Below are 26,010 nucleotides of genomic sequence, written 5' to 3'. Positions count from 1 at the left end.
CGGGCCGCGCTACTCGGCCGCGTCGCGGATGCCCGCCGGCGTATCCGGGATACCCGAAGGCTTGTCCGGGAAGGTGCAGATGACCGTGGTGCCCCGGTCCTTGCCGGTCTCGATGCGCACGCTTCCGCCGTGCAATTCGACGAAGCTCTTGACGATAGAGAGCCCTAGCCCGGCGCCGCGCCGCCGCCCGCCATTGGCGCGCGGCTCGAAGCGGCGGAAGACCGATTCCAGCACGTCCGGCGGCATGCCGGGGCCGTTATCATGCACCGAGAACTCGACGCTGTCGGCCAACCGGCGGCACGTCAGCGTGATCGTGCTCGCCTCCGGCGCATAATTCGCCGCGTTGCTGAGCAGGTTGTAGAGGATCTGGCGGATGCGGATTTCGTCGCCATGGAAGCTTGCCGGCGCCTCCGCCGCGTCGATATCGAGCTTGATCCGGTGCTCGTCCAGCCGGTCGGCGACCAGTTCGGCGGCCGCGGCGATCGTCCGGTCGATGTTCATTTCGGAAATGTCGAGCTGCATGATCCCGGCATCGACAGTCGCCAGGTCGAGAATATCGTTGACGATGGTGAGCAGCACCGATGACGACGAGCCGACATGCTCGACATATTCGCGCTGCTTCTGCGTCAGCGGCCCGGTCGCGGGCAGCGACAGAAGCTCGGTGAAGCCGATGATGTTGGTCAGCGGCGAGCGCAGCTCGTAGGACACGTGCTGCACGAATTCGTTCTTCAGCTGGTCGGATTTCTCCAGCGCCTCGTTCCTGTCCTTCAGCGCCCGTTCGACATTGACGGTGTCGGTGACGTCGACGAAGGTAATCATCACCTGGCCGTTGGGCAGGTGGATCACCGCGTAGCTCAACACCGTGCCGTCGACGAGCTCGATCTGGCCGCGACGGTCGCGGCGTTCGTCGTCGAAGCCGGTGACCGCGGCGACGAAACCGCCCCACGGGCTGTTCGCGACCCGCTGGTCGCACAGATCGCGGATCGCCGAAACATGGACATTGGGCTTGACGGCTTCCACCGTCAGCCCCCACAGCGCGATGAAAGCCGGATTGGACAGGCGCAGCCGACCGTCCGGACCGAACACGACCACGCCCTCCGCCAGATTGTCCAGCGTCTCGCCCTGCACCCGCACGGCGGTCTGGTAGCGGCTTTCGAGGTCCATCTTCTCGGTCAGGTTCTCGAACACCCAGGTGACGCCGCCCTTTGGCTGCGGGTTCGCCACGACGCGAATCGTCTTGCGGTCCGGCAGGTGCCACCAGTGCTCCTGCGATTCGACGGCGCGATAGGCGCTGAGCAGGTTTTCCTTCCAGCGCCGCCATTCCGGCTGTTCGGCGATCTTGCCTTCGCTGCGCAGCCGGTCGAGCAGCAGCGTGTTGGAGGGAGCACTGAGCAGGAAGCCGCTGTCGAGGCCCCAGAGCTTCTGGAACGCCTGGTTGAAGAAACGCAGCTTTTCCTCGGTGTCGAAGATCGCCACGGCGGTGTTCAACTGGTCGAGCGTGTCGGCATGGCTGCGCACGGTCCGCTCATATTCGGCGCGGATCGTCTCGGCGGCACTGATGTCGCAGGCAAGCCCCGCCGAGCCGTCGGCGCCGGCGAAGTCGGTGACCGCGAACATGCGGCGGTCGCCTTCGATCACGGTGGAAAGCGTCTGTTCGAAGACCGGGCGCGATTTATGCTGCTCGGCGATCTGCTCGCGCGCCTGGCCGCCAAGGAATTCCTTGGCGTCGCGCACGGCCGTGGCCGCGCTTTCCGCCTCGACCGCCTCGGCATAGGCGCGGTTGACCCATTGCAATCGCCCGTCCGCGGCGCGCAACCATGTCGGCATCTTCAAGGCGTCGAGCAGGCCGACCATGGTGTCGTAGTCGGCGCTGAGCCGCTGGTTCTCGATCTTCAGCCTGGCCTGGCTGCGCAGCGTCTCCGACAGCGAGACGAAGCGCACCAGCACATGCGCCGCGCTCTTGCGGCCATGCACCTCGAGCGGCACGCCGGCCTGCGTTTCGATGACAAGATCGAAGGCCTTCGCCTGTTCGCGCAGCGCGGCAACCGCATGCTCCAACGCCGCCGCCGAGCGCGGCATCAGCCAGCGGCCGAAGGCGAGGAAAGCCGACCTGTCCTCGGGCGCGCCGCTCTCCAGCGGCAGGCTGCCGATGAGTTCGGGTTTCTTGTTGTCCGTGGTCCACACCACCAGGCGCTGGTCGCGCAGATTGAGCAATGCCTCGGAACGCTGCAGCGCCGCGTTGACGTCCGCTATGCGGGCTCTGAGCTGCACGTTCTGCGAGGCGGTGCGCGCGCGCTCGCGGATCAGGAAGATGGCCGAGACCAGCGCGGCGCCCATGACGCCGACGAACATGGCGAGCTGCATGACCTCGACGGTGCTGACCGGCGTTCCGGCCCTTCCCGGGATGCTTGTCTCGGCATGTACCGCAAAGGCGAGCAGCGGGCTGGCAAGCGCCGAAGTGGCAAGAAGCAAAGCCAGCCGCATGCCGGCACGAAAACCGCCGACCTTCAGGACAGCGCCGGCCTCGTTCGAATCCCTATGGCCGCCGGAAACGGCCTTTCCCGCGCTTGGCGGGTATTCCCCCGGCATGTCTTGGTCCTCTTCGCCGCTTGTATGCAAGACCGCCCTGAATGCGCCCGCGGCCCATCATGTCCCCGGACCGCGAATCACAACAATAACGCCTGCCGGAATCGGCGTGAAGAATCATGACGCAAAAAATAAAGCCGGGCGGAAAGTCAACCACCCGGCTTCAATATATGGTAGATAATTTCGCTTTGGTTAATAGCGGTAGTGTTCCGGCTTGAACGGTCCCTGCGGCGTCACGCCGATATAGGCGGCCTGTTCGCCGGACAGTTCGGTGAGGCGCGCGCCGAGCTTGTCGAGATGCAGGCGCGCCACCTTCTCGTCGAGGTGCTTGGGCAGCACGTAGACCTGGTTCTGGTACTGGCCGTGCTTGGAGAAAAGCTCGATCTGCGCCAGCACCTGATTGGTGAACGAGGCCGACATGACGAAGCTCGGATGTCCGGTGGCGTTGCCGAGGTTGAGCAGGCGGCCCTCGGACAGAAGGATCATCCGCTTGCCGTCCGGGAAGGTGATCAGGTCGACCTGCGGCTTGACGTTGGTCCATTTCAGGTTGCGCAGCGACGCCACCTGGATCTCGTTGTCGAAGTGGCCGATATTGCCGACGATCACCATGTCCTTCATCGACCGCATATGGTCGAGCGTGACGACGTCCTTGTTGCCGGTGGTGGTGATGACGATGTCGGCGGTGGGGGCAGCGTCTTCCAGCGTGACCACCTCATAGCCGTCCATCGCCGCCTGCAGCGCGCAGATCGGGTCGACCTCGGTGACCTTGACGCGGGCGCCGGCGCCGCGCAGCGAAGCCGACGAGCCCTTGCCGACGTCGCCATAGCCGCACACCACCGCGACCTTGCCGGCCATCATCGTGTCGGTGCCGCGGCGGATGCCGTCGACCAGCGATTCCTTGCAGCCATACTTGTTGTCGAATTTCGACTTGGTGACGGAATCGTTGACGTTGATCGCCGGGAAGGGCAGCAGGCCCTTCTTCTGCAGCTGGTAGAGGCGGTTGACGCCGGTGGTGGTCTCCTCGGTGACGCCGCGGATCGCGTCCCGCTGCCTGGTGAAGAAGCCGGGCGACGCCTTCAGGCGCTTCTTGATCTGGGCGAACAGGATCTCCTCCTCCTCGCTGCCGGGATTGGACAGCACGTCCTCGCCGGCCTCGGCGCGCGCGCCGAGCAGGATGTACATGGTGGCGTCGCCGCCATCGTCGAGGATCATGTTGGAGGTGCCGCCGTCGGTCCACTGGAAGATGCGGTCGGTGTAGTCCCAATAGTCGTCGAGCGACTCGCCCTTGATGGCGAACACCGGAATGCCGGCTTCGGCGATCGCCGCGGCCGCGTGGTCCTGCGTCGAGAAGATGTTGCAGGAGGCCCAGCGAATGTCGGCGCCCAGCGTCTTCAGCGTTTCGATCAGCACCGCCGTCTGGATCGTCATGTGCAGCGAGCCGGTGATGCGCGCGCCCTTGAGCGGCTTCTTGGCGCCGAACTCCTCGCGGCAGGCCATCAGGCCCGGCATTTCGGTTTCGGCGATCTCGATCTCCTTGCGGCCCCAGCCGGCAAGCGAGATGTCGGCGACCACATAGTCCTTGCTACCCGTCATGGCAGTGCTCCGGTGTGATTTATCTCAAAAACGCGCCGGCGCCGGGACGGCGCAGGGAGGGCGCGAATTGCCGGCCTGACTAGCAGATCGGTCGGAAGACGACAATGGGATATAAAGAAATCTTTATGCGCGTATGTCTTGGAAAAGCGAGATGTGAAGCAAGGGACTAAACGCGCTTTAGTTCCTCGACACAGGGATTTTGAAAGGTTGCCGTTCCGTGACATCAGCGCAAACGCCCAGGATTGGTTGAAGCCGCCCCAACGTCGTCATTCTATGGCGGAGCAAGGAGCGAAGCGACGCGCGCAGACCATAGAATCCATGCCGTGACTTGGAAGCGTTGCTGCGGTGCAGAATTCTGCTCGGTTGCGCTCCTCGGCGAAGGTAACGGCATGGATTCTAGGGTCTTCGCGACGGAGCTTCGCTCCTGCTCCGCCCTAGAATGACGATCGCGATGGGCGCTTTCGGCCAATCTCCAAGGCATGCCACCTGCCAACGCAAACAGAGCCGACCGGTCAAAATCCCTGTGCTGGGGTTCTAGATTTCCTCGCCGAAACGCGAGGCGACCAGCTGCTCCAGCGCGTCCATGGCCGGCACGGCCTCCGGGCCGCTGGCGATGACGCGGATCGAATAGCCCGGGCTTGCCGCCAGCATCATCAGGCCCATGATCGAGGTGCCGCCGACCTTCACGCCGTCCTTCTCGACATGAATGGTGGCGTCGAAGCCGCTGGCGACCTGGACGAACTTGGCCGAGGCGCGCGCATGCAGGCCGCGCTGATTGATGATTGGAAACTCCCGCACCACCTCATCCGTCTGTGGCGCCGATGCGTTCATTTGCTGCTCAGGAGCTGGCTGGCGACGTTGATGTATTTGCGGCCCGCGGCCTGCGCCTCGTCGAGCGCGGCGGCCATGTTGTCGCCCTTGCGGATCGAGGAGAGCTTGATCAGCATCGGCAGGTTCATGCCGGCGATGACCTCGGTGCGGCCGGATTCCATCACCGAGATGGCGAGGTTGGAAGGGGTGCCGCCGAACATGTCGGTGAGCACGATGACGCCGGTGCCGGTGTCGACGCGCGCGACCGCGTCGACGATATCGGCCCGGCGCTGCTCCATATCATCGTCGGCGCCGATCGCCACGGTTTCGAAATTGTCTTGCGGCCCGACGACATGCTCTACGGCATGTCGGAACTCGGTGGCGAGTTGACCGTGCGTCACGAGCACGAGTCCGATCATTCTTTGGTGGCTCCCGTCATCGCCGTTTCATAGGCGTATCGTATGTTCGCCAGCCATTCCAGGCGGCGGGAGCGCAATCTTGTCGACGCACGGCCAGTTGACAAGCCCAAAATTGCGCCGGCCCAAGCCATTTTGCCGCATTGCAGCAAAAAACCCGGACCCGGATCACGAAAAAGGCGGTATCGACAGCCGCGCCATGACGACCGGAAGCGCGGCTGTGACGTTTTGTCGGACAACATCGACGCGCGGCAGCTGGCAACCGGCGATCGTCTCGGTCGCCTCGCCCTGAAACCGTGTCATCTCGCCTGCTTGCACAAGGCGCACCGTGAGGTCGATCAAGCCGGCCCGTTCGGATGGCAGCGAACGCGGACCGATGCCGGGCACTTCGGCAAGGCCAGCGATGGTGGTTGGCGCATGGCAGACAAGCCGGCCCGCGTGACACGCGGCAAAAAGCTGGTCGTCGCCGATCATTCGGGAAAACAGCCCGCGCATCTGGCAATGATCGACAAGCGCCAGCGCCAGCGTCGTCTTGCCGGCACCGGACGGCCCGATGATCAGCACGCCGTGCTCGCCGATCAGGATGGCCGTCCCATGGATGTTCCGGGGCTTCGGGGCGGAGTCTGGCATGTTCGGCTCGGCGATCAGCCTTCGGCCGGCAGCGTCACCACGAAACGCGCGCCCTTGATCTCGCCGGGCTTGGTGCCGGGGATGTTCTCGGCCGTCAGCGTGCCGCCATGCGCCTCGACGATCTGACGGCTGATCGACAGCCCGAGGCCGGAATTCTGGCCGAACGCCTCGCCGGCCGGCCGGTCGGTGTAGAAGCGCTCGAAGATGCGATCGATCTTCTCCGCCCGGATGCCCGGGCCGTTGTCGTCGACGGTGATGATGTTGAATTTGCCGGCACGCGAAAGCGAAATCGCGATGTGGCCATGCTCGTCGGGAACGAAGGAGCGCGCGTTCTCGATCAGGTTGGTGATGACCTGGCCAATCCTGAGGTCATGGCCGACAACGAAATAGCCTTTGGCGCCGGCCGGTAGCTTGGCGACCTTGAGCTCGATCTCGACGGCCTTCTTGTTGCGCGTCGCCTCACGCGAGACCGCGATCAGATCGGTCGCGAACTTCTTCAGATCGACGATTGCCGCATCATCGCGCGCGAGTTCGGCATCGAGCCGGGAAGCGTCGGAGATGTCGGTGATGAGCCGGTCGAGCCGCCTCACATCGTGCTGGATGATTTCCATCAGCCGGCCACGCGAGTTCTCGTTCTTCGCCAGAGGCAGCGTCTCGACGGCGCTGCGCAGCGAGGTCAGCGGGTTCTTCAATTCATGCGAAACGTCGGCGGCAAAACTTTCGATCGCCTCGATTCTTGCGTACAGCGCATTCGTCATGTCGCGCACGGCAATGGACAAATTGCCGATCTCGTCCTGCCGGTCGGAAAAATCGGGGATTTCCTCGCGGCTCTTGACGCCGCGGCGCACCCTGACGGCGGCGGCGGACAGCCGCCTGAGCGGATTGGCGATGGTGGATGCCAGAAGCATCGACAGGATCGCGGTGACAAGCGCCGCCACCCCGAACACGCGCAGGATCGCCTTGCGCTCGGCCGCGACGATCTTGTCGATGTCGCCGCCTTCGGTGGAGAGCATCAGCACACCCAGCACGGCGCGAAAACGCTGGATCGGCACCGCGACGGAGACGATCTGCTCGCCCTGTTCGCTCACCCGCACGATGGTCGATGGGCTGCCGGTCAGCGCCTTGACCACTTCCGGGAAGGCCGCGCCATTGCCGCCGGGCTGCTCGTGGTAGACCGGCAGGTCCTTGTTGCGGAAGAAGTCGAAGATGAATTTCTCGACCCGCTCCACGGCGCCGGGCTGCTCGTCGTCGACGGGCGGCAGGTCGTAGCGCAGGATCTGGCCGCGCGAATAGAGATGACGGGAATCGAGCAACAGGTTCGCGTCGCGGTCGTAGATGCGGGCGCGCGTGCGCGTTGGCGAGATCAGTCGCCTCAGCACCGGTGCGACGCGTTCCGGATTGATCGGGAAGTCGAGATTGTCGAGCTGGTCCGAACCGGGTCCAAGGCTCTCGCCGGCCTGCAGCTCGAGCAGCTTTTCCGGATCGATGCTGATCGAATCGGTCTCGACGGTCGCCGAAGCCGCGATCGCGCCGGCGATGATCTCGCCTTGCGTCATCAGGCTTTCGACACGCGCGTCGATCAGTCCGTCGCGGAAGGTGTTGAGATAAAGGATGCCGGTGACCAGCACGGCGAGGCCGGCCAGATTGAGGAACAGGATGCGCCGCGTCAGGCTGGAAAAGATGTGATGGCCGAGAAACCGGCGCATCGGCACCGTGAATTTCGACACGAAGGCGGGCACGATCCGCCGCGGACGCTTTGCGGCGCCCGCCCGTCTGCCTCGCTCTACTTCCACTGCCATCGAATAGCAGGCCCTGCTTAGTTAGTGAGTAGTGAGTGGGCAGTAGGGAATAGGGAAATGGTTGGCGGCTATGCGTGAGTGGCCGCTCGCACCATTCAATTCCCTACTGCCTATTCAAGCTTCGCGGAACCGGTATCCGACTCCATAAAGGGTTTCGATCATCTCGAAGTCGTCGTCGACGGCCTTGAACTTCTTGCGCAGCCGCTTGATGTGGCTGTCGATGGTGCGGTCGTCGACATAGACCTGTTCATCATAGGCCGAATCCATCAGCGCATCACGGCTTTTTACCACACCGGGGCGCTGCGCCAGCGAATGCAGGATGAGGAACTCGGTCACCGTCAGCGTCACCGGCTCGCCTTTCCAGGTGCAGGTATGCCGCTCCTGGTCCATCACCAGTTGGCCGCGTTCGAGCGAGCGGGCCTGCTGGCTCGGCGCCTTGGCCGCCGCCTCGCGGGCGCTGGTCCGGCGCAGCACCGCGCGCACGCGCTCGACCAGGAGGCGCTGCGAGAACGGTTTGCGGATGAAGTCGTCGGCGCCCATCTTGAGGCCGAAAAGCTCGTCGATCTCGTCGTCCTTCGAAGTCAGGAAGATGACCGGCAGGTCGGACTTCTGGCGCATGCGGCGCAACAGCTCCATGCCGTCCATGCGCGGCATCTTAATGTCGAGGATGGCGAGGTTCGGCGGCCGCGCCGCCAGGCCTTCCAGCGCCGACGCGCCATCGGTGTAGGTTTCGACCCGATAGCCCTCGGATTCGAGCGCGATCGACACCGAGGTCAGAATGTTGCGGTCGTCGTCGACAAGCGCGATTGTTGCCATTTCAAGCGGCTCCCTCATGAGCTGTCCCTTCTGTCGTCGAGAAGGGGCTTTTGCAGGACAAATTGGGTACAAAATGTGGCATAGGCCCCGTGCGAAGTCACGGGCAGCCTGCCGCTACACACCATCGCACCCGTATCGGGATTGGACGAAGCAAGCCTGCCAATCCTTTGGGCAACCTCTGTGATTTTTTGCACATATAAACGATTTAAACAACTTTCAAATTTTTTAAATCGATTAATGATTTGATATCATTCGGCTTTTCTGGTTCTGAAACCTGACAGTCCCTTAGCGGGCTCCGGGAAATTCCCGGTCAGATGCGGCCAAATCCAGAGAGGAAATTTGATGTCGGAAGCCGGCAAACGCAACCCCGACTGCGCCATCGACGCGATCGGCCTGAAGACCACAGGCATGGTGCGCTACAATTTCGGCGCGGCCGAACTTTACGAGGAAGCGATCCGGCGCGGCGAGGCGAGGCTGACCGCGCAGGGCGCGCTGGTCGCCGAGACCGGCCAGCACACCGGGCGTTCGCCGAAGGACAAATTCGTCGTGCGCGACGAGGCGACTGGCCCGCATGTCTGGTGGGACAACAACAAGGAGATCTCGCCGGCGCAGTTCGAGGCGCTGCTTGCGGATTTCAAGGCTCATGCAATCGGCAAGGATCTCTACGTTCAGGACCTCGTCGGCGGCGCCGACGCCGACCTCAGGCTGCCGGTCCGGCTCGTCACCGAATTCGCCTGGCATTCGCTGTTCATCCGCAATCTTCTGATCCGGCCGCAAGCGGCGGAGCTCGAGCGTTTCGTGCCCCAGATGACGATCATCGACCTGCCCTCCTTCCGCGCCGATCCGGCGCGTCACGGCACCCGCGCCGAGACGGTCATCGCGGTCGATCTCACCCGCAAGATCGTGCTGATCGGCGGCACCTCCTATGCCGGCGAGATGAAGAAGTCGGTGTTCACCATGCTGAATTATCTGCTGCCGGAAACGGGCGTGATGCCGATGCACTGCTCGGCCAATGAAGGGCCGGACGGCGACGCGGCCGTCTTCTTCGGCCTGTCCGGCACCGGCAAGACGACGCTGTCGGCCGACCCGTCGCGCACGCTGATCGGCGACGACGAGCATGGCTGGGGTCCGCACGGCATCTTCAACTTCGAAGGCGGCTGCTACGCCAAGACCATCAGGCTTTCGGCCGAGGCCGAGCCGGAAATCTTCGGCACCACGCAGCGCTTCGGCACGGTGCTGGAGAATGTCGTGCTCGATGCCCGTCGCGTGCCGGACTTCAACGACGGCAGCCTCACCGAAAACACACGCTGCGCCTACCCGCTGGACTTTATCCCCAATGCCTCGAAGACCGGCCGCGCCGGTCACCCGAAGAACATCATCATGCTGACCGCCGACGCTTTCGGCGTCATGCCGCCGATCGCCAGGCTGACGCCGGCGCAGGCGATGTACCACTTCCTGTCGGGCTATACCGCCAAGGTTGCCGGCACGGAAAAGGGCGTTACGGAGCCGGAGGCGACGTTCTCGACCTGCTTCGGCGCTCCGTTCATGCCGCGCCATCCGTCCGAATACGGCAATCTGCTGCGCCAGCTGATCGCTGGCCACGGCGTCGACTGCTGGCTGGTCAACACCGGCTGGACCGGCGGCGCCTATGGCACCGGCCGCCGCATGCCGATCAAGGTGACGCGCGCCCTGCTGGGTGCCGCGCTCGACGGTTCGCTGAAGTCGGCCGAGTTTCGCACCGACGCCAATTTCGGCTTCGAGGTGCCGGTGGCGGTTCCGGGCGTCGACGGCGCCATTCTCGACCCGCGTTCGACCTGGGCGGACAAGGCCGGTTACGATCGCCAGGCCGCGAAACTGGTCAGTATGTTCGCCGTCAATTTCGAGAAGTTCGAACGCCACGTCGACGCGACCATCCTCGGCGCCGCGCCGCGGCTGCAGGAAGCTGCCGAGTAGCGACGGCTTCCAACACCTTTCCTCCGGAGCCCGGCCAGCGCCGGGCTTTTCTTTTTGCCGCCATCGCGTCATGAGTGCGTGCATGGCGAGCGACGACGACATCATCATCAGCGGCGAAGCCGTTATCCGTCCGGGCGACCTGCACGAGGACTTCATTCGTTCCTCCGGCCCGGGCGGCCAGAACGTCAACAAGGTGGCCACTGCCGTACAGCTGCGCTTCGACGCGGCGAACGCTTCAGGCCTGTCCGAGCGCGTGCGTGAGCGCGCCATCAAACTTGCCGGTCAGCGTGCCACCAAGGACGGCGTCATCGTGATCGAGGCCGGCCGCTTCCGCACTCAGGAGCAGAATCGCGCCGATGCGCGGGCGCGGCTGACCGCGTTGATCGCCAAGGCGGCCGAGCCGCCACCGCCGCCGCGCAAGAAGACCAGGCCGTCCAAAGGCGCCGTGGAGCGCCGACTGAAGAGCAAAGCAGGCCGGTCGACGGTAAAAAAGCTGCGCGGTCGGGTCGAGAACGATTAGAGCAATTCCAGGAAAAGTGAGAGCGGTTTTCCGTCCGGAATTGCGTCAAGACAAAGAGATAGAGCGGTTCGCCGTTTCAGTGAAACGGTGAAACGCTCTAAGCACGGTTGGATAGGCTGGCTTCCAATTCAGGGTTGCAGATGGCAAGTTCGCATTGCTGCAACAGCGAGGAGACCAGCAATGGGTATTTTCGATTTCGTCAAAGGCGTCGGCAAGAAGCTCGGGCTTGGCGGCGACGACGAGGCATCGCCAAACGCGGATACGTTGAAGAAGGAACTCGATTCGCACAAGCTGGGCACGGACGGCGTCGAGATTGCCGTCCAGGGTGACACCGCGGTGCTGAAGGGCACCGTCAAGGATCAGTCGGCCTTCGAAAAGGCGGTGGTCGCTGTCGGCAACACGCTCGGCGTCTCCAAGGTGCAGGCAGACGAGCTGAAAGTCGCGCCCGAAGCCGGCAAGGCGACCGCGCCGGCCAAGGAACCGACGTTCTACACGGTTCAGAAGGGCGACAACCTCTGGAAGATCGCCGAAAAATCTTACGGCAAAGGACAGGGCACGAAGAACAACATCATCTTCGAGGCCAACAAGCCGATGCTGACGCATCCCGACAAGATCTATCCGGGCCAGGTGCTGCGCATACCGGATATCGACCACGCCTGAGGGGCATATCGCGCAGATTGAACGAACGGCGGCTTTCGGGTCGCCGTTTTCGTTTGCCGGTGGCATGCTTGGACCAGTTAACTGCATCGGTAAGCCAACCGGATCGACCATGCTCGTTCTTCCCAAAGGCGTCCGCCACATGCCGGGTTACCTTGCGCGCCCCGCCCAGGAAGCGCTGGTTGAGGAGATCAGGCGCGCCGTGCAGGCAGCGCCCCTCTACGTTCCGGCCATGCCGCGCACCGGCAAGGAGTTGAGCGTGCGCATGACCAATTGCGGCGCGCTTGGCTGGGTGACCGACAAGGAGGGTGGCTATCGCTATCAGCCGACGCATCCCGTGACCGGCGAGCCCTGGCCACCGATCCCCGAGGCGTTGCTGCAATTATGGCGCGAGGTTTCGGCCTACCCGCATCCGCCCGAGGCCTGCCTGGTCAACTTCTATTCGGCTGACGCCAAAATGGGCCTGCACCAAGACCGTGACGAGAAGGATTTCGCTGCGCCCGTGGTGTCGGTCTCGCTGGGTGATGACGGCCTGTTCCGGGTCGGCCAGAACACCCGCGAAGGTGGCACGAAATCGTTCAGGCTGAAAAGCGGCGACGTCGTCGTGCTCGGCGGCGAAGGGCGCCTCGCCTTCCACGGCGTCGACCGCATCTATCCCGCGACGTCGGCGCTCTTGAAGAACGGCGGCCGCATCAATCTGACGCTGCGGCGGGTGACGGTGCCTGGCTGACGCTCGTGTCGCGAAGCAGCACCCGCACGGTCTCGTCCTCGGCGACCGCTCGGTAGTCTTGTGTGAAACGGACATAGTCCGGGCGGCGCGATAGCTCTTCGGCCAAGGCTCTGTCGTTTTTCTGAATGATGATCATCGTCGGCCGTTTCGTCTCCAACTCGGCAAGCTTGCCGTCGATGTAGCGGTCGGCAATCTCGCGGTAGTGGTCAGCCGCCTCTTTGTCGCCGTTCCCGGTCGCGATCGCCGAAAGGTAAAGTGCCGATTCACTCAACCAGTCGCTGCAGTAGCGTGAAATCCATGTTCCGCCGAGCATGCGGGTGAGCGGATGGCCGGCCGCGATGTCGGAGCCGACAAGCGCGACTGTCGGCTGATGAACCGCGGCCTCGAGCTTGACAACCAGCTCGGCGTTCGGCTTCTGCGTTTTCATGAATGGGATGGCGGCGGCTGCGATGACGGCCGCGAGCAACAGCTTTCGCGCCGGCTCGATTGCTTTGCCCGGTGATGACTGATCGATCTGCGCTGTCCTCAAAAACAGCGCCGCCAACACCAGGCTGAACGCCGGGAATGCGTGATAAGGCCAGCCCTTGGCCTGGTAGATCAACGGCACCATTGCCGCCAGCGAGGCAACCGTGAACACGCTGACCAGCGGCGACAATGGCAAGCCCGGCCGGAGAAAGCGCAGGATCAGGAGCGCGATCAGATAGATAGGTCCGTAGGCGATCAGCAACCCCGGTAGGTTGCCCATCCGCATATAGGTGTCGGCCAGGGTCGGGTAGATGACGCTGAGGAATTCCGGATAGAGAAGCATCACGGCCACGAGATAGGCGACGCAGGCAAATCCGATCACCCAGTGTTCAATGGCGAAGAGCGACCAGATCGATCGGCGCCGCCAGGCCACATAGAACGCCGGGGCGAGCACCACCAGCGCGTAGTAGGGTTTGACCAGCAGCAGGACACTGCCGCAAAGCCCGGCAAGGACCGCCACAAGCATGCCCGGCCGGGCACCATCCGTCGGCGTCGCACGCCATGCCGCCAGCACCAGCGACGGCAGGAACAGGGCGACGCCCAGGTGCTCCCGCTCGCTGAAGGCATTGCCGGGAAGGATGACCAGCAGCGCCAGGAGCAGCGGAAGCATGGAGAACAGCGTGCGGTTCTCCGCAAAGCCGGCCTGCTTGGCGATCAGCGCGGCAAAGCCGAGCCCCACCAGGCAGATCGCATAGGCATAGAGATGGATCACGACTTCCGGCGACAGGCCGAGAGCATGTGCCAGGGCCACGGCCGGCATGAACATCCAGGGCGTAAAAGGCGGATTGACCTCGAAGAGATCGACGTAAAGCCGTGCGCCGGCAAGCACCCGCTCGGACATGGTGATTGCCCAACTGGTGTCGGGTATGACGCCCCATCGCATTTGCCAGGGCACGGCCGCCGCCAAAACGAGGAGGCAGAGGACCAAAGTCCGTGTGGCTACGCCGGATGCGTTGGCCGGCGACCGGTCCAGGATCGGGGTCACGGCGGACCTCTCGGCAAGCGAAGGGCGGGTCTCCACGCTCATCGGACCGCCGCCACGAAGACGAATTTGCGCAGGATAATGAAGTTCAGGACCGGAACCAGAATGGAAGCGATTGCCACCGGCACCAATGGCGGCAGCCCGGCGACGTCGGCAAGGATCACGGCCAGCCCGACGGAGAGCAGGAACCCGATCGCCGTAGCGCCGGCAAAGCGGACTATCTCGAAGCCAACCGCGCCGTCCGACATGAACGTCACGAAGCGGTGCCCGCAATAGGAGAATGCCGCGCCGGCGCCGTAGCCGGCGATCGAGGCGATCGTCGCCGGAATGCCGAAGCCATGTCGGTCCGACAACCCCAGGGTCACCACCACATAGATCATGGTCGATACGCCGCCGATCGCGGCAAACCGCAGGACGCGCGCCGGCTCCGAACGACCCATGGCCCATGACCGGAACCGGTAGCCGGGCGAAGGACCTCCCCCGGCCACGGAAACCGTGGCAGCGCTCTGGGGATTGACCGCCTGCCGCAAGGTCAGCCGAACCGGCGTTCGCGCGTCGCGGGCAGGCTGTGCTGCGACGTCTTGGGATTGCTCATCGCCGCGATCGCTTCCTCAAAGCCGGTCAGGCGGTCGATGACGTAAAGCGGCCGCCGCTTCACTTCGGCGTGGATGCGACCGACATAGAGGCCGATAATGCCGGTCATGAAGAGGTTGATGCCCGACAGGAAGGAGATGATCACGACCGTCGAGGTCCAGCCATGGACGACGCCGCTGGCAAACAGCCAGGAAAACAGCGCATAGACCCCAAGCAGGGCGGCAAAGCCGGAAATGGCGAGACCCAACCACAGCGCCAGCCGCAAAGGCTTGTCGGAAAAGCCGATGACGCCATGGACCGCCAGCCGCAGCATTTTCCAGAACGGATATTTGGTTTCGCCGGCCGCCCGCTCGGGCCGTTCGAACGACACTGCCGTCTGCTTGAAGCCCATCCAGCCGAACATGCCGCGCACGAAACGGTCGCGCTCGGGCATCTGCTTGAACGTCTCCAGGGCTTTTCTTCCCACGAGCCGGAAATCGCCGACGTCGCGCGGGATCGTCACCGAGGTCATCTGCTCGAGAGCGCGGTAGAAGAGGCTGGCGGTTGCGCGCTTGAACAGCGTTTCGCCCTCGCGTTTGGTGCGGCGGGCATAGACGATCTCGTAGCCTTCCTTCCACTTGGCGACGAGGTCGAGCACCACTTCGGGAGGATCCTGCAAATCCGCGTCCATGACGATCACGGCATCGCCGGCGGCTGCATCCATGCCGGCGGTGATCGCTATCTGGTGGCCGAAATTGCGCGACAGTTCGATCAGCCGGAAACGCGGGTCCGCCGTGGCCATGCCGCGCAGGAAGATGACGCTTGTGTCGCGGCTGCCGTCGTCGACGAAGATGGCCTCGGCGCTGGCGTCGAGCTTGTCGAGCAGGGCGGTGATCCGCCGCACGAGCAGCGGCAGCACCGCCTCTTCATTGAAGATCGGAATGACCAGTGAATAGACCGGGGCCTTGCGGCCCTCGGCATCGCCCGCATTGATCACCGGTTGCCTCCCGACACCCGCTGGAGTTTGGTCCGCAAAGCTAGTCGGGATTGCCTAAGGTGCCGTTAAGGGGCTCACAATTTCCGCAACGCCACTTCCTCGATCAGGTGGTTGGTGCCCTTGCGCAGGATAAGATCGGCCCGCGCCCTGGTCGGCAGGATGTTCTCGCGCAGGTTCTTCAGGTTGATGTTGGCCCAGAGCCCCTCGGCAATGGCCCGCGCGGCATCATCGGAAAGCTGCGAATAGCGGTGGAAGAAGGAGTCCGGATTGCGGAAGGCGGTCTCGCGCAGCCGCATGAAACGCTGGATGTACCATTGATGGATCAGCTTGTCGTCGGCATCGATATAGATGGCGAAATCGAAGAAGTCGGACAGGAACGGCACGATCTTGCCGTCCTTCGGCAGCTTGCCCGGCTGCAGCACGTTGATGCCTTCGAAGATCAGGATGTCCGGACGGTCGATGGTGACGAACTCGCCGGGGATCACGTCGTAGGTCAGGTGCGAATAGACCGGCGCGCGGACACTGCTTTGCGCCGACTTGATGCCGGACAGGAACCTGAGCAGCGCGCCGACGTCGTAGCTCTCGGGGAACCCCTTGCGCTCCATGAGATTCTCGCGGCGCAAGGTCTCGTTGGGCAACAGGAAGCCGTCGGTGGTGATGAGATCGACCTTCGGGCTCGATGGCCAGCGCGCAAGGAGTTCTTTCAGCACGCGCGCCGTGGTTGACTTGCCGACCGCGACCGAACCCGCAATGCCGATGATGAAGGGTGTCTTGACGACGTCCTGCGCATTGAAAAAGGCCTGGCGCTGCCGGAACAGCAACTGGCTTGCCTCGACATGCGCCGACAGCAGCCGCGACAGCGACAGATAGATGCGCTTGACCTCTTCGAGGTCGACCGGGTCGTTGAGCGAGCGCAGCCGGTCGATCTCGTCCCCGGTCAGCGTCAGCGGCGTGTCGGCGCGGAACTGCGACCATTGCTCGGCGGAGAAGAAGCGATAGGGGGAATATTTCTCGGTAGGAGCAAGTTGGTCCATCGAGTTTCCTGCCCTCCTAAAGCATGATGCCGAAAAGTGTGAAGCGGTTTTCGGGCAACATCATGCTCTATCCGTCTCTTTCAACCCTTCGACCGGGATGCCTTTTCGGCGATGCCCGAACGGCCGGTGCGGCCCTCGAGCTCCTTGAGCACGTCGTCCAGCGCAACACCGGCCATGCCGAGGACGACCAGCCAATGATATATAAGATCGGCGCTTTCCGAAACGAGGGCTTTCTTGTCTGCCTTGATGGCGGCAATTACCGTCTCGACCGCTTCCTCACCAAGCTTCTGCGCCGCCTTGTCGATGCCCTTGGCGAACAGCTTCGCCGTCCACGAGTCCGGATCGCCGGAATGGGCGCGCTGATGAATGATCGTTTCCAGCTCGGCGAGTGAAAATTGAGCCATGGGAGTCATCTATCTGCTTGTTTAAGCATGATCTTTTCCGAAAACCGGTTCCCGCTTTTCGGGATCATGCTTTAAGCCCGATGGACGGCCGAGTCCAGCCGCATCGGCAGGCCGGCTTTGGCCATATGCGCCTTGGCCTCGGCAATGGAGTAGGTGCCGAAATGGAAGATCGAGGCGGCAAGCACCGCACCCGCATGGCCGTCACGAATGCCTTCGACCAGGTGATCGAGCGTTCCGACGCCGCCCGATGCGATCACCGGCACGCGCACCGCATCGGCGATCGCGCGGGTCAGCGCAATGTCGTAGCCGGCCTTGGTGCCGTCGCGGTCCATCGAGGTCAAAAGTATCTCGCCGGCGCCGCGCTCGACCATTCGCCTGGCGAAGTCGACCGCGTCGATGCCGGTCTTCTCGCGCCCGCCATGGGTGAAGATCTCCCAGCGGTCGGCCTCGCCTTGCGCCGACACCTTCTTGGCGTCGATGGCGACGACAATGCACTGGTTGCCGAACTTGTCGGCGGCTTGAGCGACGAAATCCGGGTTCTTCACCGCCGCCGTGTTGATCGACACCTTGTCGGCGCCGGCCAGAAGCAACTTGCGGATGTCGGCCACCTGGCGCACGCCGCCGCCGACGGTGAGCGGCATGAAGCATTGCTCGGCCGTGCGGGCGACGACGTCGAAGATCGTCTCGCGATTGTCCGACGATGCGGTGATATCGAGGAAGCAGAGCTCGTCAGCGCCGGCCGCGTCGTAAGCCTTGGCTGCTTCGACCGGGTCGCCGGCATCGATGAGGTCGACGAAATTGACGCCCTTGACCACGCGCCCGTTCTTGACGTCGAGGCAAGGGATGACGCGGGCTTTCAGCATCACTTGCCTTCCAGCGTCGAAAGCAGGTCGACCACCAGCTCGCCGACCAGAGGCGGCACATCGCCCTTGGGGTCGAAAGCCGGATCGTAGGCGGAAATGGTCAGCCCCGCGATGCTGAGTGGACCTGCGAGACCGCACATCGCGGTGCGCACCTGGTCGGGGGCCGGGCCGCCGGGCGTGGTGTAGCGGTTGGCCTGCAGCTTCTCGGGGTCGTGCACGTCGAGGTCGACATGCATGTGGACTTGCCTTGCGCCGTCGGCCTTCAGTCTTTGCGCCGCGCGCTTCCAGTCCGGGCATTCGGTCCGGATGATCGGCAGTTTCTCCAGCAGCTCTTGTTCCGCGCTGTCGAGATCGCGCGCGTTGACCAGGACGCAGCGCGACGGATCGACCGGCTTGAAACCGGGGATCTGGTTCGCCATCGGCCGCCAGCAGAGGCCGAGCACGGTGGCCAGTGCCATGCCGTCGAGGAAACCGGTGGTCGAGGTTTCCGGCGTGTTGAGGTCGCCATGCTGGTCGGCCCAGATGATGGCGTCGGCGCCGGCACCTGCCACGGCACCCGCGCCGGTCAGGCAGTTGCCGGCCAGCACGATCGGAAACCGCTTCTTGTCCAGCGCAATGCGGACTTCACCCGAAACGGCGTTGCACACGGCGAAGCCGGTTGCGATCTCGCGTTCCTGCTCGTCCTCGCTGACCTTGCCGATGTCATACACGTCGACGTCGTGGCCGGCGAGCGTCAGCGCCTCGGCCAGCCCGCCCGAGATCAGCGCGTCCGGGCCCTGGCCGCAGCCGCCGTGGAAATGGCCGCTGTCATAGGATGCCAGGATGATCGAAATGTTCACGGTCTTGCCTCTGCCCTCTCGCCGCGCAGGATCGCCAGCGCCTCGGCCGGGTCGATACGCCCGTCATATAGGGCGCGGCCCGAGATCGCGCCTTCGAGTTTTGTCGCATCGGGCATGGTCATGCGTACGATATCGGCGATCGAGGCGAGGCCGCCGGATGCGATCACCGGAATGGACACCGCCTCGGCGAGGTCGATCGTAGCATCCCAGTTGATGCCGGAAAGCACGCCGTCGCGGTCGATGTCGGTGTAGATGATTGCCGCGACGCCCGCGCCTTCGAATTTTCGGGCCAGCTCGATGACGCCGAGCTCGGAGGCCTCGGCCCAGCCTTCGACCGCGACCTTGCCACCCTTGGCGTCGATACCGACGGCGACCTTGCCGGGAAAGGCCTTGCAGGCTTCCCTGACCAGCTCCGGCTCGCGCACCGCGACCGTGCCCAGAATGACGCGGGCCAGGCCGCGATCCAGCCAGTCCTCGATCTGCGGCAGGGTGCGGATGCCGCCGCCGAGCTGCACCGGGTTCTTCGTCGCCTTGAGGATGGCGCCGACGGCCGCGGAATTGACGCTCTGGCCTTGGAAGGCGCCATTGAGGTCGACGACGTGCAGCCACTCGAAGCCCTGTTCCTCGAAGGCCTTGGCTTGGGCGGCGGGATCGTCGTTGTAGATGGTGGCGGTGGCCATGTCGCCATGTTTCAGGCGCACGCATTGGCCGTCCTTGAGATCGATGGCGGGAAACAGGATCACGATCAGGCGCCCTCGACGATGACGAAATGGCCGGTGGAGCCGGCAAGCCGGTATTTCGACGCCTCCTGATATTCGGGCGATTGGTAGCAGGCTACCGCCGTGTCGTAGGAATCGAACTCCACCACCACATGACGATTGCCTGTCGGCGTTTCGGGATTTTCATAGCGACCCGCTCGAACGATGAACTTCGCCCCATATTTGGCGAAGGCCTTGGCGTTGGCCTCGATGTACTTTTTATAGATTTCCTGGTCGTGCACATCGATCAGCGCGATCCAGTAGCCCTTCTTGGCTGTCATCAGGGCCTCCATCTCAGGAAATTGGTGATGAGCGCCAGGCCGAGCGCCTGGCTCTTCTCGGGATGGAACTGCGTGCCGGCGACATTGTCGCGGGCAACGGCGGCCGTCACCGGGCCGCCATAGTCCGCAATCGCCAGCACCTCGCCAGGTTTCTTCGCGTCCAGATGATAGGAATGAACGAAATAGGCGTGCAGCCCTTTCGGCCCGGTCCCGATGCCGGAAAACAGCGGATGTGGGCGCGTAAGCTCGATCGTGTTCCAGCCGATCTGCGGGATCTTCAGCGCCGGATCGGAGGGCGTGATCTCCTTGACGTCGCCGGCGATCCAGCCGAGGCCCTTGGTGACGGTCTTTTCGAGACCGCGTTCCGACATCAGCTGCATGCCGACGCAGATGCCGAGGAACGGCCGTCCTTTGGCAATGGCAACTTCCTCCACCGCCTCCCACATGCCTGCCACCCCGTGCAGTCCGGCGGCGCAATCGGCATAGGCGCCGACGCCCGGCAGCACGATGCGGTCGGCGCTTCGCACCCGCTCCGCATCGGCCGTAAGATCGATCGTCGCGGCCAGGCCCGCCTCATGCGCGGCGCGCTCGAAGGCCTTGGTGGCCGAGCGCAGATTGCCCGAGCCGTAGTCGATAATGGCTACCCGCATGTCAGGGCCTTCCAGGCGTATGGGTCAGCCCCAGCGCCATACCGGTCTGTGGCGGACGCGCCAGCGACGCGTCCGGCACGATGCGCGGCATGGCTGCCGGCTCCTCGTCATCGTCGCCGGCTTCCAGCGCCTGGCGCATCTCCGCATCGCCGAGGTTGCCGGCCTCGACCACGCCCCATTCGCGCCAGCCGCGTCGGCGCAACGCCGCGACGCGCAGGCCCTGTCCTTCGAACCCGACATAGAGCGAGACCAGCAGCGACAGCATCGATCCGGCCCATTCGAGCCCGAGCCTTTCGCCGACCACTGACAGGATCGCCATGACGACGAAGGTCAATGCCGCCTCGATCCACAGCCGGTTCCAGGCGAGCCAGAGCGGCGCGACCAGGAAACCCAGCCAGGTGAAGCTGTCGCGCACGAAGCGGAGGTCTTCGGCTTTGTTGCCGGCCGGCGGCTCCATCACGACATAGATCGCCATAGGGCTATCCTTTCAGGGATCCCTTGGTGGAAGGCACCGCGTCCGGCTGGCGCGGATCGGGCTCCAGCGCCGCGCGCAACACGCGCGCCACCGCCTTGAAGCAGGTTTCGGCGATATGATGGTTGTTGGCGCCATAATGGTTGGTCACATGCAGCGTGATGCCGGCATTCTGCGCCAGCGCCTGGAAGAACTCGCGCACCAGCTCGGTATCGAATGTGCCGATCTTCGGCGACGAGAAAGCGACGTTCCAGACCAGGAAAGGCCGGCCCGAGACGTCGATCGCCGCCCTGGTCAGAGTCTCGTCCATGGCGAGGTCGATCGAGGCATAGCGCATGATGCCGCGCCGCTCGCCCAGCGCCTTGCTCAACGCCTGGCCGATCGCGATGCCGGTGTCCTCGACGGTGTGGTGGTCGTCGATATGCAGGTCGCCCTTGGCCTTTATGGTCATGTCGATCAGCGAATGCCGCGACAGCTGGTCGAGCATGTGGTCGAAGAAGCCGACGCCGGTCGAAATGTCGGCTTTGCCCTTGCCGTCGACATGGACCGAAACGGAAATCTCGGTTTCCCTGGTCTTGCGGCTGACTTCGGCGGAACGCGGCATCGCTCTGTCCTTGTTGGCCTACTCGGAGGCCTCGGGCTTGAAAACGAAAGCCTTCTATCAGCATGATCCGGCGATTGCCAGTTGCCAATCCGGTCGCTATCGGCCTTGGTCCGGAGCGGTTTGCAATCGTTGGCCCCATGCATACATATGGCCGATCAAACTCACTCGTACCGCGCCAATCGCCTTTTCAAGGGATAGCGCGCATCGGAGCCGGAAATGTCGAATGAACTCACCATGCATGCCACGACCATCGTCAGCGTGCGCAAGGGCAGCAAGGTCGTGATCGCCGGTGACGGCCAGGTCAGCCTTGGCCAGACGATCATGAAGGGCAACGCCCGCAAGGTACGCCGCATCGGCAAGGGTGGCAGCGTCATTGCCGGCTTCGCCGGCGCCACCGCCGACGCCTTCACCCTGCTCGAGCGGCTAGAAGCCAAGCTCGAGCAATATCCCGACCAACTTACGCGCGCCTGCGTCGAACTCGCCAAGGACTGGCGCACCGACCGCTATCTGCGCCGGCTGGAGGCGATGATGCTGGTCGCCGACAAGTCGGTCTCGCTGGCGCTGACCGGCAATGGCGACGTGCTGGAGCCCGAGCATGGGGTGATGGCCATCGGCTCCGGCGGCAATTACGCGCTGGCCGCGGCCCGCGCGCTGATCGACACCGACAAGGACGCCGAGGAGATCGCCCGCAAGGCCATGCAGATCGCGTCCGAGATCTGCGTCTATACCAACAACAACTTCGTCGTCGAAACGCTCGATGCCGCCTGAACAGCCTCAGCCATACGATTTTCGCCCGGTCACGGTTAACGACCTGCCGCTGATCGCCGGCTGGCTCAAGGAACCGCATGTCGCCGAATGGTGGGACGATCCGGCAAAGGAAATCGCCGAAATCCGCGAGCATATCGATTCGGTCTCGGTGGAGCCGCTGATCGTCGAGCTCGACGGCAGGCCGATCGCCTACCTGCAGAGCTATGATCCGCATATGGAGGACGACCATCCCTATGCCGACCAGCCGTTCGGCACGCTGGGCATCGATCTGTCGATCGGTCCGCCGGAGCTGGTGGGCATTGGCCATGGCTCGGCCATCGTGCGCCAGTTCGTCGAGGAGCTGTTCGAGGAAGGCGCGCTGCGCGTCGTCATCGATCCGCATCCCGACAATGGTCGCGCCATCCGTGCCTATGAGAAGGCAGGCTTCAGGCCGATCGGCCGCAGGCATTCGCAATATGGGGACGTCGTGCTGATGGCCGTCGATGCGGCCGAGGACGACGAAAATTTGGGGGACTGACCGAATGACCGCGCCCGCGGAGGACAAGACGCTTTCCGCCTATGAGGACAGCTGGCGCATGGGCTTGCTGCTGGTCCTCGCCCTGATCGTCTTTCAGGCGGGCACCTTGTATGGCATGGGCCATCCACCGATCTGCACCTGCGGCTATGTCAAGCTCTGGCACGGCGTGGTCAACAGCTCGGAGAACTCCCAGCACATCGCCGACTGGTACACCTTCTCGCACATCATCCATGGCTTCCTGTTCTATGCGCTGGCAACATTTCTGTTCCCGCGCTCGCCGGTCGGTCTGAGGCTGGCCTTCGCGGTCCTCATCGAGGGTGGCTGGGAGCTTCTGGAAAACAGTCCCTTCATCATCGACCGCTACCGCGCCGGCACCATCTCGCTCAACTATTACGGCGACTCGATCATCAACTCGGTGTCCGACACGCTGTTCATGGCGCTGGGATTTGTGATGGCGCGAAAGCTGCCTATATGGGTGATCGTGGCCCTGGCGCTCATCTTCGAGCTCGGCACGGGCTACATCATCCGGGACAATCTGACGCTCAACGTGATCATGCTGCTGCATCCGTTCGAGTCCATCAAGCAGTGGCAAAGTGGAATTTGAGTCTTATGAGCACCTTCTCCCCCCGCGAAATCGTTTCGGAACTCGACCGCTTCATCATCGGCCAGAAGGACGCCAAGCGCGCCGTGGCCATTGCCTTGCGCAACCGCTGGCGCCGCCAGCAACTGGAAGGCCAGATGCGCGAAGAGGTGATGCCGAAGAACATCCTGATGATCGGTCCGACCGGCGTCGGCAAGACCGAGATCTCGCGCCGCCTGGCGCGGCTCGCCGGCGCGCCCTTCGTCAAGGTCGAGGCGACCAAGTTCACCGAGGTCGGCTATGTCGGCCGCGATGTCGAGCAGATCGTGCGCGACCTGGTCGAAGTCGCCATCGGCCTGGCGCGCGAAAAGATGCGCGGGGACGTCAACGCGCGGGCTCAGGTCAACGCCGAGGAACGCGTGCTGGAAGCGCTGGTCGGCAAGACGGCGAGCCCGGCCACGCGCGATAGCTTCCGCAAAAAGCTTCGCGACGGCGAGTTGGACGATAAGGAGATCGAGATCGAAGTGGCCGACACCGGCACCGGCGGCATGCCCGGCTTCGAGATTCCCGGCATGCCCGGCGCCAATGTCGGCGTGCTCAACATCAACGACATGCTGTCGAAGGCGATGGGCGGCCGCAAGACCAAGACCCGCAAGACCACGGTGCGCGATTCCTACGCGCTCCTGGTCAACGACGAGTCCGACAAGCTGCTCGACCAGGACGAGGTGGTGCGCAGAGCGCTGGAATCGGCCGAAAACGACGGCATCGTCTTCCTCGACGAGATCGACAAGATCGCCGCCAGGAGCGACATTTCGGGCGGCCCGTCCCGCGAGGGCGTGCAGCGCGACCTGCTGCCGCTGGTCGAAGGCACCACTGTCGCGACCAAATATGGGCCGATAAAAACCGACCATATCCTGTTCATCGCCTCGGGCGCGTTCCACGTCTCCAAACCGTCGGACCTTTTACCGGAGCTGCAGGGCCGCCTGCCGATCCGCGTCGAGCTGCGCCCGCTGGAGAAGTCCGATTTCATCCGCATCCTCACCGAGACCGAAGCGAGCCTGATCAAGCAGTATATCGCGCTGATGAAGACCGAAGGCGTCGAGTTGACCTTCACCGACGATGCCATCGATTCGCTCGCCGGCATCGCCGTCGATCTCAACGACAGTGTCGAGAACATCGGCGCCCGGCGCCTGCAGACGGTGATGGAGCGTGTGCTGGACGAAATCTCCTACGACGCGCCGGACCGCAACGGCACCGCCGTGACCATCGACGCCGCCTATGTCGAGAAGCATGTCGGCGACCTGTCGCGCAACACCGACCTGTCCCGGTTCATCCTTTAAGCCTGCTCTTGATTTCGGGTCGGCTTCAGGCCGGACCGAATCGCCCTTCCAATGCCCCGATTTCAGGCCGGCTTCGGGCCGGCCTGAAACGCCCTTCCAATGCAAAGTGTGGCCAAATGGAAGCATCTGGCCGCCATTCTTGGTGGCAGGTAGCAGCCTTCTCTCGACTCTACCGAGCGCTTTACCTAGGTTGCCGCGGCTTTCGAAAGCAATTTCAGGAAAAGTGTACGGCGGTGTTCCGTCCGAAATTGCGTATAATCAAATGGCTGGAACGGATCGGCGATTGCCGAACCGTTCCAAGGCGGCGGCGGATGAAGAAATATCTGTTTCTCTTTGTTGGTCTTGCACTGGCGGCGGCGGCGACGATCGCCGATGCCACGACCATGGTGCCACCGGGCAACCGCAACAGCGTGCAGCCGGATATTCCGGGCGCGTCCAGCCGGCGCACCCAGGCGACCAACACCACCTTCCAGGCCAAGTACCGCAAGGTCTACGCGCTGCTGCAGAACGACGCCGACCTGCGCGCCAAGATCGGGAAGGCGGCGTCGGCCTACGGCATCGACCCCATGCATATCGTCGGCGCCATCGTCGGCGAGCACACCTACAATGTCGACGCCTATGACCGGCTGCAGACCTACTACGTCAAGGCGATCTCCTATTTGTCGAGCAAGCTTACCTTTGCCTATGACGGCGAGGACGTCGGCGATTTCATCCAGCGGCCGGAGTTCAAGAAATGCGCCGGCATGGACGACAGCTACGATCTTTGGGAATGCCGCGAGCAGGTGTGGAACCATTCGTTCCGCGGCAAGACGGTCGGCGGCGAGGATTTCCCCAACGACCGCTTCGGCGCCACCTTCTTCCAGCCCTATTACGCCGGCCAGACTTTTGGCCTCGGCCAGCTGAACCCGCTGACGGCGCTGCAGATGAGCGATCTCGTGCACAAGGTCTCCGGCCTGCCCGAACTCGACGTCAACGATCCCAACGCGGTCTACAAGACCATCATGGATCCCGACCTCACATTGCCCTACGTCGCCGCGACGATCAGGAAGTCGATCGATGCTTACCGGACCATTGCCGGCTTCGACATTTCGAAAAATCCGGGCCTCACCGCCACGCTCTACAATGTCGGCAATCCCGAGCAGCGCGCCTATGCGCTGAAGGCCGAGAACGACAAGCGCCGCGCCGCCGGCGAGCCGGAAAAGCTGCCCGAGGAAAACTATTACGGCTGGCTGGTCAACGACAAGCTGGACGAGTTGAAAGCGCTTTTTTAGGGCGCCACGTTCGCGCTGCCCCTCAAGGCCGCGACCTATCTT

Annotated in this window: 28 protein-coding genes; 9 read left to right on the top strand and 19 right to left on the bottom strand. The window is 63.6% G+C overall.

Annotated features, from left to right (window positions below):
- Positions 1 to 9 precede the first annotated feature (9 nt).
- From RFM68_RS12500 to RFM68_RS12470, 7 genes are all read right to left on the bottom strand, one after another.
- Positions 10 to 2,589, bottom strand: a complete 2,580-nt coding sequence (locus RFM68_RS12500) for a sensor histidine kinase (protein WP_320233285.1) — start codon at positions 2,587 to 2,589, stop codon at positions 10 to 12.
- A 189-nt stretch (positions 2,590 to 2,778) separates the two neighbouring features.
- Complete coding sequence (gene ahcY, locus RFM68_RS12495) at positions 2,779 to 4,179, bottom strand: adenosylhomocysteinase (RefSeq protein WP_320233284.1); 1,401 nt, start codon at positions 4,177 to 4,179, stop codon at positions 2,779 to 2,781.
- Between the two features lie 534 nt (positions 4,180 to 4,713).
- Positions 4,714 to 5,010, bottom strand: coding sequence for an HPr family phosphocarrier protein (locus tag RFM68_RS12490; protein ID WP_041000039.1), 297 nt, complete (start codon positions 5,008 to 5,010; stop codon positions 4,714 to 4,716).
- Positions 5,007 to 5,408, bottom strand: coding sequence for a PTS sugar transporter subunit IIA (locus tag RFM68_RS12485; RefSeq protein ID WP_140674263.1), 402 nt, complete (start codon positions 5,406 to 5,408; stop codon positions 5,007 to 5,009). Before RFM68_RS12485 ends, RFM68_RS12490 begins: the two co-directional genes overlap by 4 nt.
- Positions 5,409 to 5,573: 165 nt before the next feature.
- Positions 5,574 to 6,035, bottom strand: coding sequence for an HPr kinase/phosphorylase (locus RFM68_RS12480; RefSeq protein WP_320233283.1), 462 nt, complete (start codon positions 6,033 to 6,035; stop codon positions 5,574 to 5,576).
- Between the two features lie 14 nt (positions 6,036 to 6,049).
- Entirely contained in the window at positions 6,050 to 7,834 is a 1,785-nt protein-coding gene (locus tag RFM68_RS12475; protein ID WP_320233282.1) for a sensor histidine kinase, read from the bottom strand.
- Positions 7,835 to 7,948: 114 nt separating this feature from the next.
- Complete coding sequence (locus tag RFM68_RS12470) at positions 7,949 to 8,650, bottom strand: response regulator transcription factor (RefSeq protein ID WP_006201274.1); 702 nt, start codon at positions 8,648 to 8,650, stop codon at positions 7,949 to 7,951.
- Between the two features lie 342 nt (positions 8,651 to 8,992).
- On the opposite strand from RFM68_RS12470, the gene RFM68_RS12465 reads away from it, so the two are divergent.
- The 4 genes from RFM68_RS12465 (at position 8,993) to RFM68_RS12450 (ending at position 12,510) form a co-directional block, all read left to right on the top strand.
- Positions 8,993 to 10,603, top strand: a complete 1,611-nt coding sequence (locus RFM68_RS12465) for a phosphoenolpyruvate carboxykinase (protein WP_320233281.1) — start codon at positions 8,993 to 8,995, stop codon at positions 10,601 to 10,603.
- 82 nt (positions 10,604 to 10,685) lie between these two features.
- The gene (gene arfB, locus RFM68_RS12460; protein ID WP_140633630.1) at positions 10,686 to 11,123 is read left to right on the top strand and encodes an alternative ribosome rescue aminoacyl-tRNA hydrolase ArfB; all 438 of its coding nucleotides are present in this window, start codon (positions 10,686 to 10,688) and stop codon (positions 11,121 to 11,123) included.
- Between the two features lie 180 nt (positions 11,124 to 11,303).
- A complete protein-coding gene (gene lysM / locus RFM68_RS12455; RefSeq protein WP_320233280.1) occupies positions 11,304 to 11,783 on the top strand; it encodes a peptidoglycan-binding protein LysM in 480 nt (159 codons plus the stop codon).
- 109 nt (positions 11,784 to 11,892) lie between these two features.
- Complete coding sequence (locus RFM68_RS12450; RefSeq protein ID WP_320233279.1) at positions 11,893 to 12,510, top strand: alpha-ketoglutarate-dependent dioxygenase AlkB; 618 nt, start codon at positions 11,893 to 11,895, stop codon at positions 12,508 to 12,510.
- On the opposite strand, the gene RFM68_RS12445 is transcribed toward RFM68_RS12450, so the two are convergent.
- The 12 genes from RFM68_RS12445 to hisB all read right to left on the bottom strand — a co-directional run bounded on the left by RFM68_RS12445 (position 12,473) and on the right by hisB (position 21,492).
- Positions 12,473 to 13,876, bottom strand: coding sequence for a hypothetical protein (locus RFM68_RS12445; protein ID WP_320233278.1), 1,404 nt, complete (start codon positions 13,874 to 13,876; stop codon positions 12,473 to 12,475). The genes RFM68_RS12450 and RFM68_RS12445 overlap by 38 nt on opposite strands.
- A 182-nt stretch (positions 13,877 to 14,058) precedes the next feature.
- The gene (locus RFM68_RS12440; RefSeq protein WP_320233277.1) at positions 14,059 to 14,457 is read right to left on the bottom strand and encodes a GtrA family protein; all 399 of its coding nucleotides are present in this window, start codon (positions 14,455 to 14,457) and stop codon (positions 14,059 to 14,061) included.
- 92 nt (positions 14,458 to 14,549) lie between these two features.
- Positions 14,550 to 15,587, bottom strand: coding sequence for a glycosyltransferase family 2 protein (locus RFM68_RS12435; protein WP_320233276.1), 1,038 nt, complete (start codon positions 15,585 to 15,587; stop codon positions 14,550 to 14,552).
- A gap of 74 nt (positions 15,588 to 15,661) precedes the next feature.
- Positions 15,662 to 16,621 carry a type I pantothenate kinase gene (gene coaA, locus RFM68_RS12430; RefSeq protein WP_320233275.1) on the bottom strand — a complete coding sequence of 320 codons (960 nt, stop codon included), beginning with the start codon at positions 16,619 to 16,621 and terminating at the stop codon, positions 15,662 to 15,664.
- 80 nt (positions 16,622 to 16,701) lie between these two features.
- Entirely contained in the window at positions 16,702 to 17,025 is a 324-nt protein-coding gene (locus tag RFM68_RS12425; RefSeq protein ID WP_320233274.1) for a phosphoribosyl-ATP diphosphatase, read from the bottom strand.
- 71 nt (positions 17,026 to 17,096) lie between these two features.
- The gene (gene hisF / locus RFM68_RS12420; RefSeq protein ID WP_320233273.1) at positions 17,097 to 17,891 is read right to left on the bottom strand and encodes an imidazole glycerol phosphate synthase subunit HisF; all 795 of its coding nucleotides are present in this window, start codon (positions 17,889 to 17,891) and stop codon (positions 17,097 to 17,099) included.
- Positions 17,888 to 18,727, bottom strand: a complete 840-nt coding sequence (locus RFM68_RS12415) for an arginase family protein (RefSeq protein ID WP_320233272.1) — start codon at positions 18,725 to 18,727, stop codon at positions 17,888 to 17,890. Before RFM68_RS12415 ends, hisF begins: the two co-directional genes overlap by 4 nt.
- A complete protein-coding gene (gene hisA / locus RFM68_RS12410) occupies positions 18,724 to 19,470 on the bottom strand; it encodes a 1-(5-phosphoribosyl)-5-[(5-phosphoribosylamino)methylideneamino]imidazole-4-carboxamide isomerase (protein ID WP_320233271.1) in 747 nt (248 codons plus the stop codon). The genes RFM68_RS12415 and hisA overlap by 4 nt, the downstream gene beginning before the upstream one ends.
- A gap of 2 nt (positions 19,471 to 19,472) precedes the next feature.
- On the bottom strand, positions 19,473 to 19,766 hold the full coding sequence (locus RFM68_RS12405; RefSeq protein ID WP_320233270.1) for a DUF1330 domain-containing protein: 294 nt from the start codon (positions 19,764 to 19,766) through the stop codon (positions 19,473 to 19,475).
- Positions 19,766 to 20,416, bottom strand: a complete 651-nt coding sequence (gene hisH / locus RFM68_RS12400; protein ID WP_320233269.1) for an imidazole glycerol phosphate synthase subunit HisH — start codon at positions 20,414 to 20,416, stop codon at positions 19,766 to 19,768. Before hisH ends, RFM68_RS12405 begins: the two co-directional genes overlap by 1 nt.
- 1 nt (position 20,417) lies before the next feature.
- Complete coding sequence (locus RFM68_RS12395) at positions 20,418 to 20,891, bottom strand: DUF2628 domain-containing protein (RefSeq protein ID WP_320233268.1); 474 nt, start codon at positions 20,889 to 20,891, stop codon at positions 20,418 to 20,420.
- Positions 20,892 to 20,895: 4 nt separating this feature from the next.
- Positions 20,896 to 21,492, bottom strand: a complete 597-nt coding sequence (gene hisB / locus RFM68_RS12390; protein WP_320233267.1) for an imidazoleglycerol-phosphate dehydratase HisB — start codon at positions 21,490 to 21,492, stop codon at positions 20,896 to 20,898.
- A gap of 216 nt (positions 21,493 to 21,708) precedes the next feature.
- On the opposite strand from hisB, the gene hslV reads away from it, so the two are divergent.
- The 5 genes from hslV (at position 21,709) to RFM68_RS12365 (ending at position 25,968) form a co-directional block, all read left to right on the top strand.
- Positions 21,709 to 22,260 (top strand): ATP-dependent protease subunit HslV, encoded by a 552-nt coding sequence (hslV, locus tag RFM68_RS12385; protein WP_320233266.1) that lies wholly within the window; start codon positions 21,709 to 21,711, stop codon positions 22,258 to 22,260.
- On the top strand, positions 22,250 to 22,777 hold the full coding sequence (locus tag RFM68_RS12380; RefSeq protein WP_320233265.1) for a GNAT family N-acetyltransferase: 528 nt from the start codon (positions 22,250 to 22,252) through the stop codon (positions 22,775 to 22,777). Before hslV ends, RFM68_RS12380 begins: the two co-directional genes overlap by 11 nt.
- A gap of 4 nt (positions 22,778 to 22,781) precedes the next feature.
- Entirely contained in the window at positions 22,782 to 23,381 is a 600-nt protein-coding gene (locus RFM68_RS12375; RefSeq protein ID WP_320233264.1) for a DUF2585 domain-containing protein, read from the top strand.
- A 5-nt stretch (positions 23,382 to 23,386) separates the two neighbouring features.
- On the top strand, positions 23,387 to 24,697 hold the full coding sequence (gene hslU, locus RFM68_RS12370; RefSeq protein ID WP_320233263.1) for an ATP-dependent protease ATPase subunit HslU: 1,311 nt from the start codon (positions 23,387 to 23,389) through the stop codon (positions 24,695 to 24,697).
- 311 nt (positions 24,698 to 25,008) lie between these two features.
- Entirely contained in the window at positions 25,009 to 25,968 is a 960-nt protein-coding gene (locus RFM68_RS12365) for a DUF1402 family protein (RefSeq protein ID WP_320233262.1), read from the top strand.
- Positions 25,969 to 26,010: the final 42 nt, after the last annotated feature.

Origin of the sequence: Mesorhizobium montanum, from assembly GCF_033977145.1 — a bacterium.
In the GTDB taxonomy this organism is placed as follows: domain Bacteria; phylum Pseudomonadota; class Alphaproteobacteria; order Rhizobiales; family Rhizobiaceae; genus Mesorhizobium; species Mesorhizobium montanum.
The sequence above is the reverse complement of the archived record's forward strand: the minus strand, read 5'-3'. Positions and strand labels throughout refer to the sequence as shown.

Coding starts and splice junctions, on each gene's coding strand:
- RFM68_RS12500 (WP_320233285.1), bottom strand. CDS start 2,589: ATGCCGGGGGAATACCCGCCAAGCGCGGGAAAGGCCGTTTCCGGCGGC.
- ahcY (WP_320233284.1), bottom strand. CDS start 4,179: ATGACGGGTAGCAAGGACTATGTGGTCGCCGACATCTCGCTTGCCGGC.
- RFM68_RS12490 (WP_041000039.1), bottom strand. CDS start 5,010: ATGAACGCATCGGCGCCACAGACGGATGAGGTGGTGCGGGAGTTTCCA.
- RFM68_RS12485 (WP_140674263.1), bottom strand. CDS start 5,408: ATGATCGGACTCGTGCTCGTGACGCACGGTCAACTCGCCACCGAGTTC.
- RFM68_RS12480 (WP_320233283.1), bottom strand. CDS start 6,035: ATGCCAGACTCCGCCCCGAAGCCCCGGAACATCCATGGGACGGCCATC.
- RFM68_RS12475 (WP_320233282.1), bottom strand. CDS start 7,834: ATGGCAGTGGAAGTAGAGCGAGGCAGACGGGCGGGCGCCGCAAAGCGT.
- RFM68_RS12470 (WP_006201274.1), bottom strand. CDS start 8,650: ATGGCAACAATCGCGCTTGTCGACGACGACCGCAACATTCTGACCTCG.
- RFM68_RS12465 (WP_320233281.1), top strand. CDS start 8,993: ATGTCGGAAGCCGGCAAACGCAACCCCGACTGCGCCATCGACGCGATC.
- arfB (WP_140633630.1), top strand. CDS start 10,686: ATGGCGAGCGACGACGACATCATCATCAGCGGCGAAGCCGTTATCCGT.
- lysM (WP_320233280.1), top strand. CDS start 11,304: ATGGGTATTTTCGATTTCGTCAAAGGCGTCGGCAAGAAGCTCGGGCTT.
- RFM68_RS12450 (WP_320233279.1), top strand. CDS start 11,893: ATGCTCGTTCTTCCCAAAGGCGTCCGCCACATGCCGGGTTACCTTGCG.
- RFM68_RS12445 (WP_320233278.1), bottom strand. CDS start 13,876: ATGTCCGAGCGGGTGCTTGCCGGCGCACGGCTTTACGTCGATCTCTTC.
- RFM68_RS12440 (WP_320233277.1), bottom strand. CDS start 14,457: ATGGGTCGTTCGGAGCCGGCGCGCGTCCTGCGGTTTGCCGCGATCGGC.
- coaA (WP_320233275.1), bottom strand. CDS start 16,621: ATGGACCAACTTGCTCCTACCGAGAAATATTCCCCCTATCGCTTCTTC.
- RFM68_RS12425 (WP_320233274.1), bottom strand. CDS start 17,025: ATGGCTCAATTTTCACTCGCCGAGCTGGAAACGATCATTCATCAGCGC.
- RFM68_RS12405 (WP_320233270.1), bottom strand. CDS start 19,766: ATGACAGCCAAGAAGGGCTACTGGATCGCGCTGATCGATGTGCACGAC.
- hisH (WP_320233269.1), bottom strand. CDS start 20,416: ATGCGGGTAGCCATTATCGACTACGGCTCGGGCAATCTGCGCTCGGCC.
- RFM68_RS12395 (WP_320233268.1), bottom strand. CDS start 20,891: ATGGCGATCTATGTCGTGATGGAGCCGCCGGCCGGCAACAAAGCCGAA.
- hisB (WP_320233267.1), bottom strand. CDS start 21,492: ATGCCGCGTTCCGCCGAAGTCAGCCGCAAGACCAGGGAAACCGAGATT.
- hslV (WP_320233266.1), top strand. CDS start 21,709: ATGTCGAATGAACTCACCATGCATGCCACGACCATCGTCAGCGTGCGC.
- RFM68_RS12380 (WP_320233265.1), top strand. CDS start 22,250: ATGCCGCCTGAACAGCCTCAGCCATACGATTTTCGCCCGGTCACGGTT.
- RFM68_RS12375 (WP_320233264.1), top strand. CDS start 22,782: ATGACCGCGCCCGCGGAGGACAAGACGCTTTCCGCCTATGAGGACAGC.
- hslU (WP_320233263.1), top strand. CDS start 23,387: ATGAGCACCTTCTCCCCCCGCGAAATCGTTTCGGAACTCGACCGCTTC.
- RFM68_RS12365 (WP_320233262.1), top strand. CDS start 25,009: ATGAAGAAATATCTGTTTCTCTTTGTTGGTCTTGCACTGGCGGCGGCG.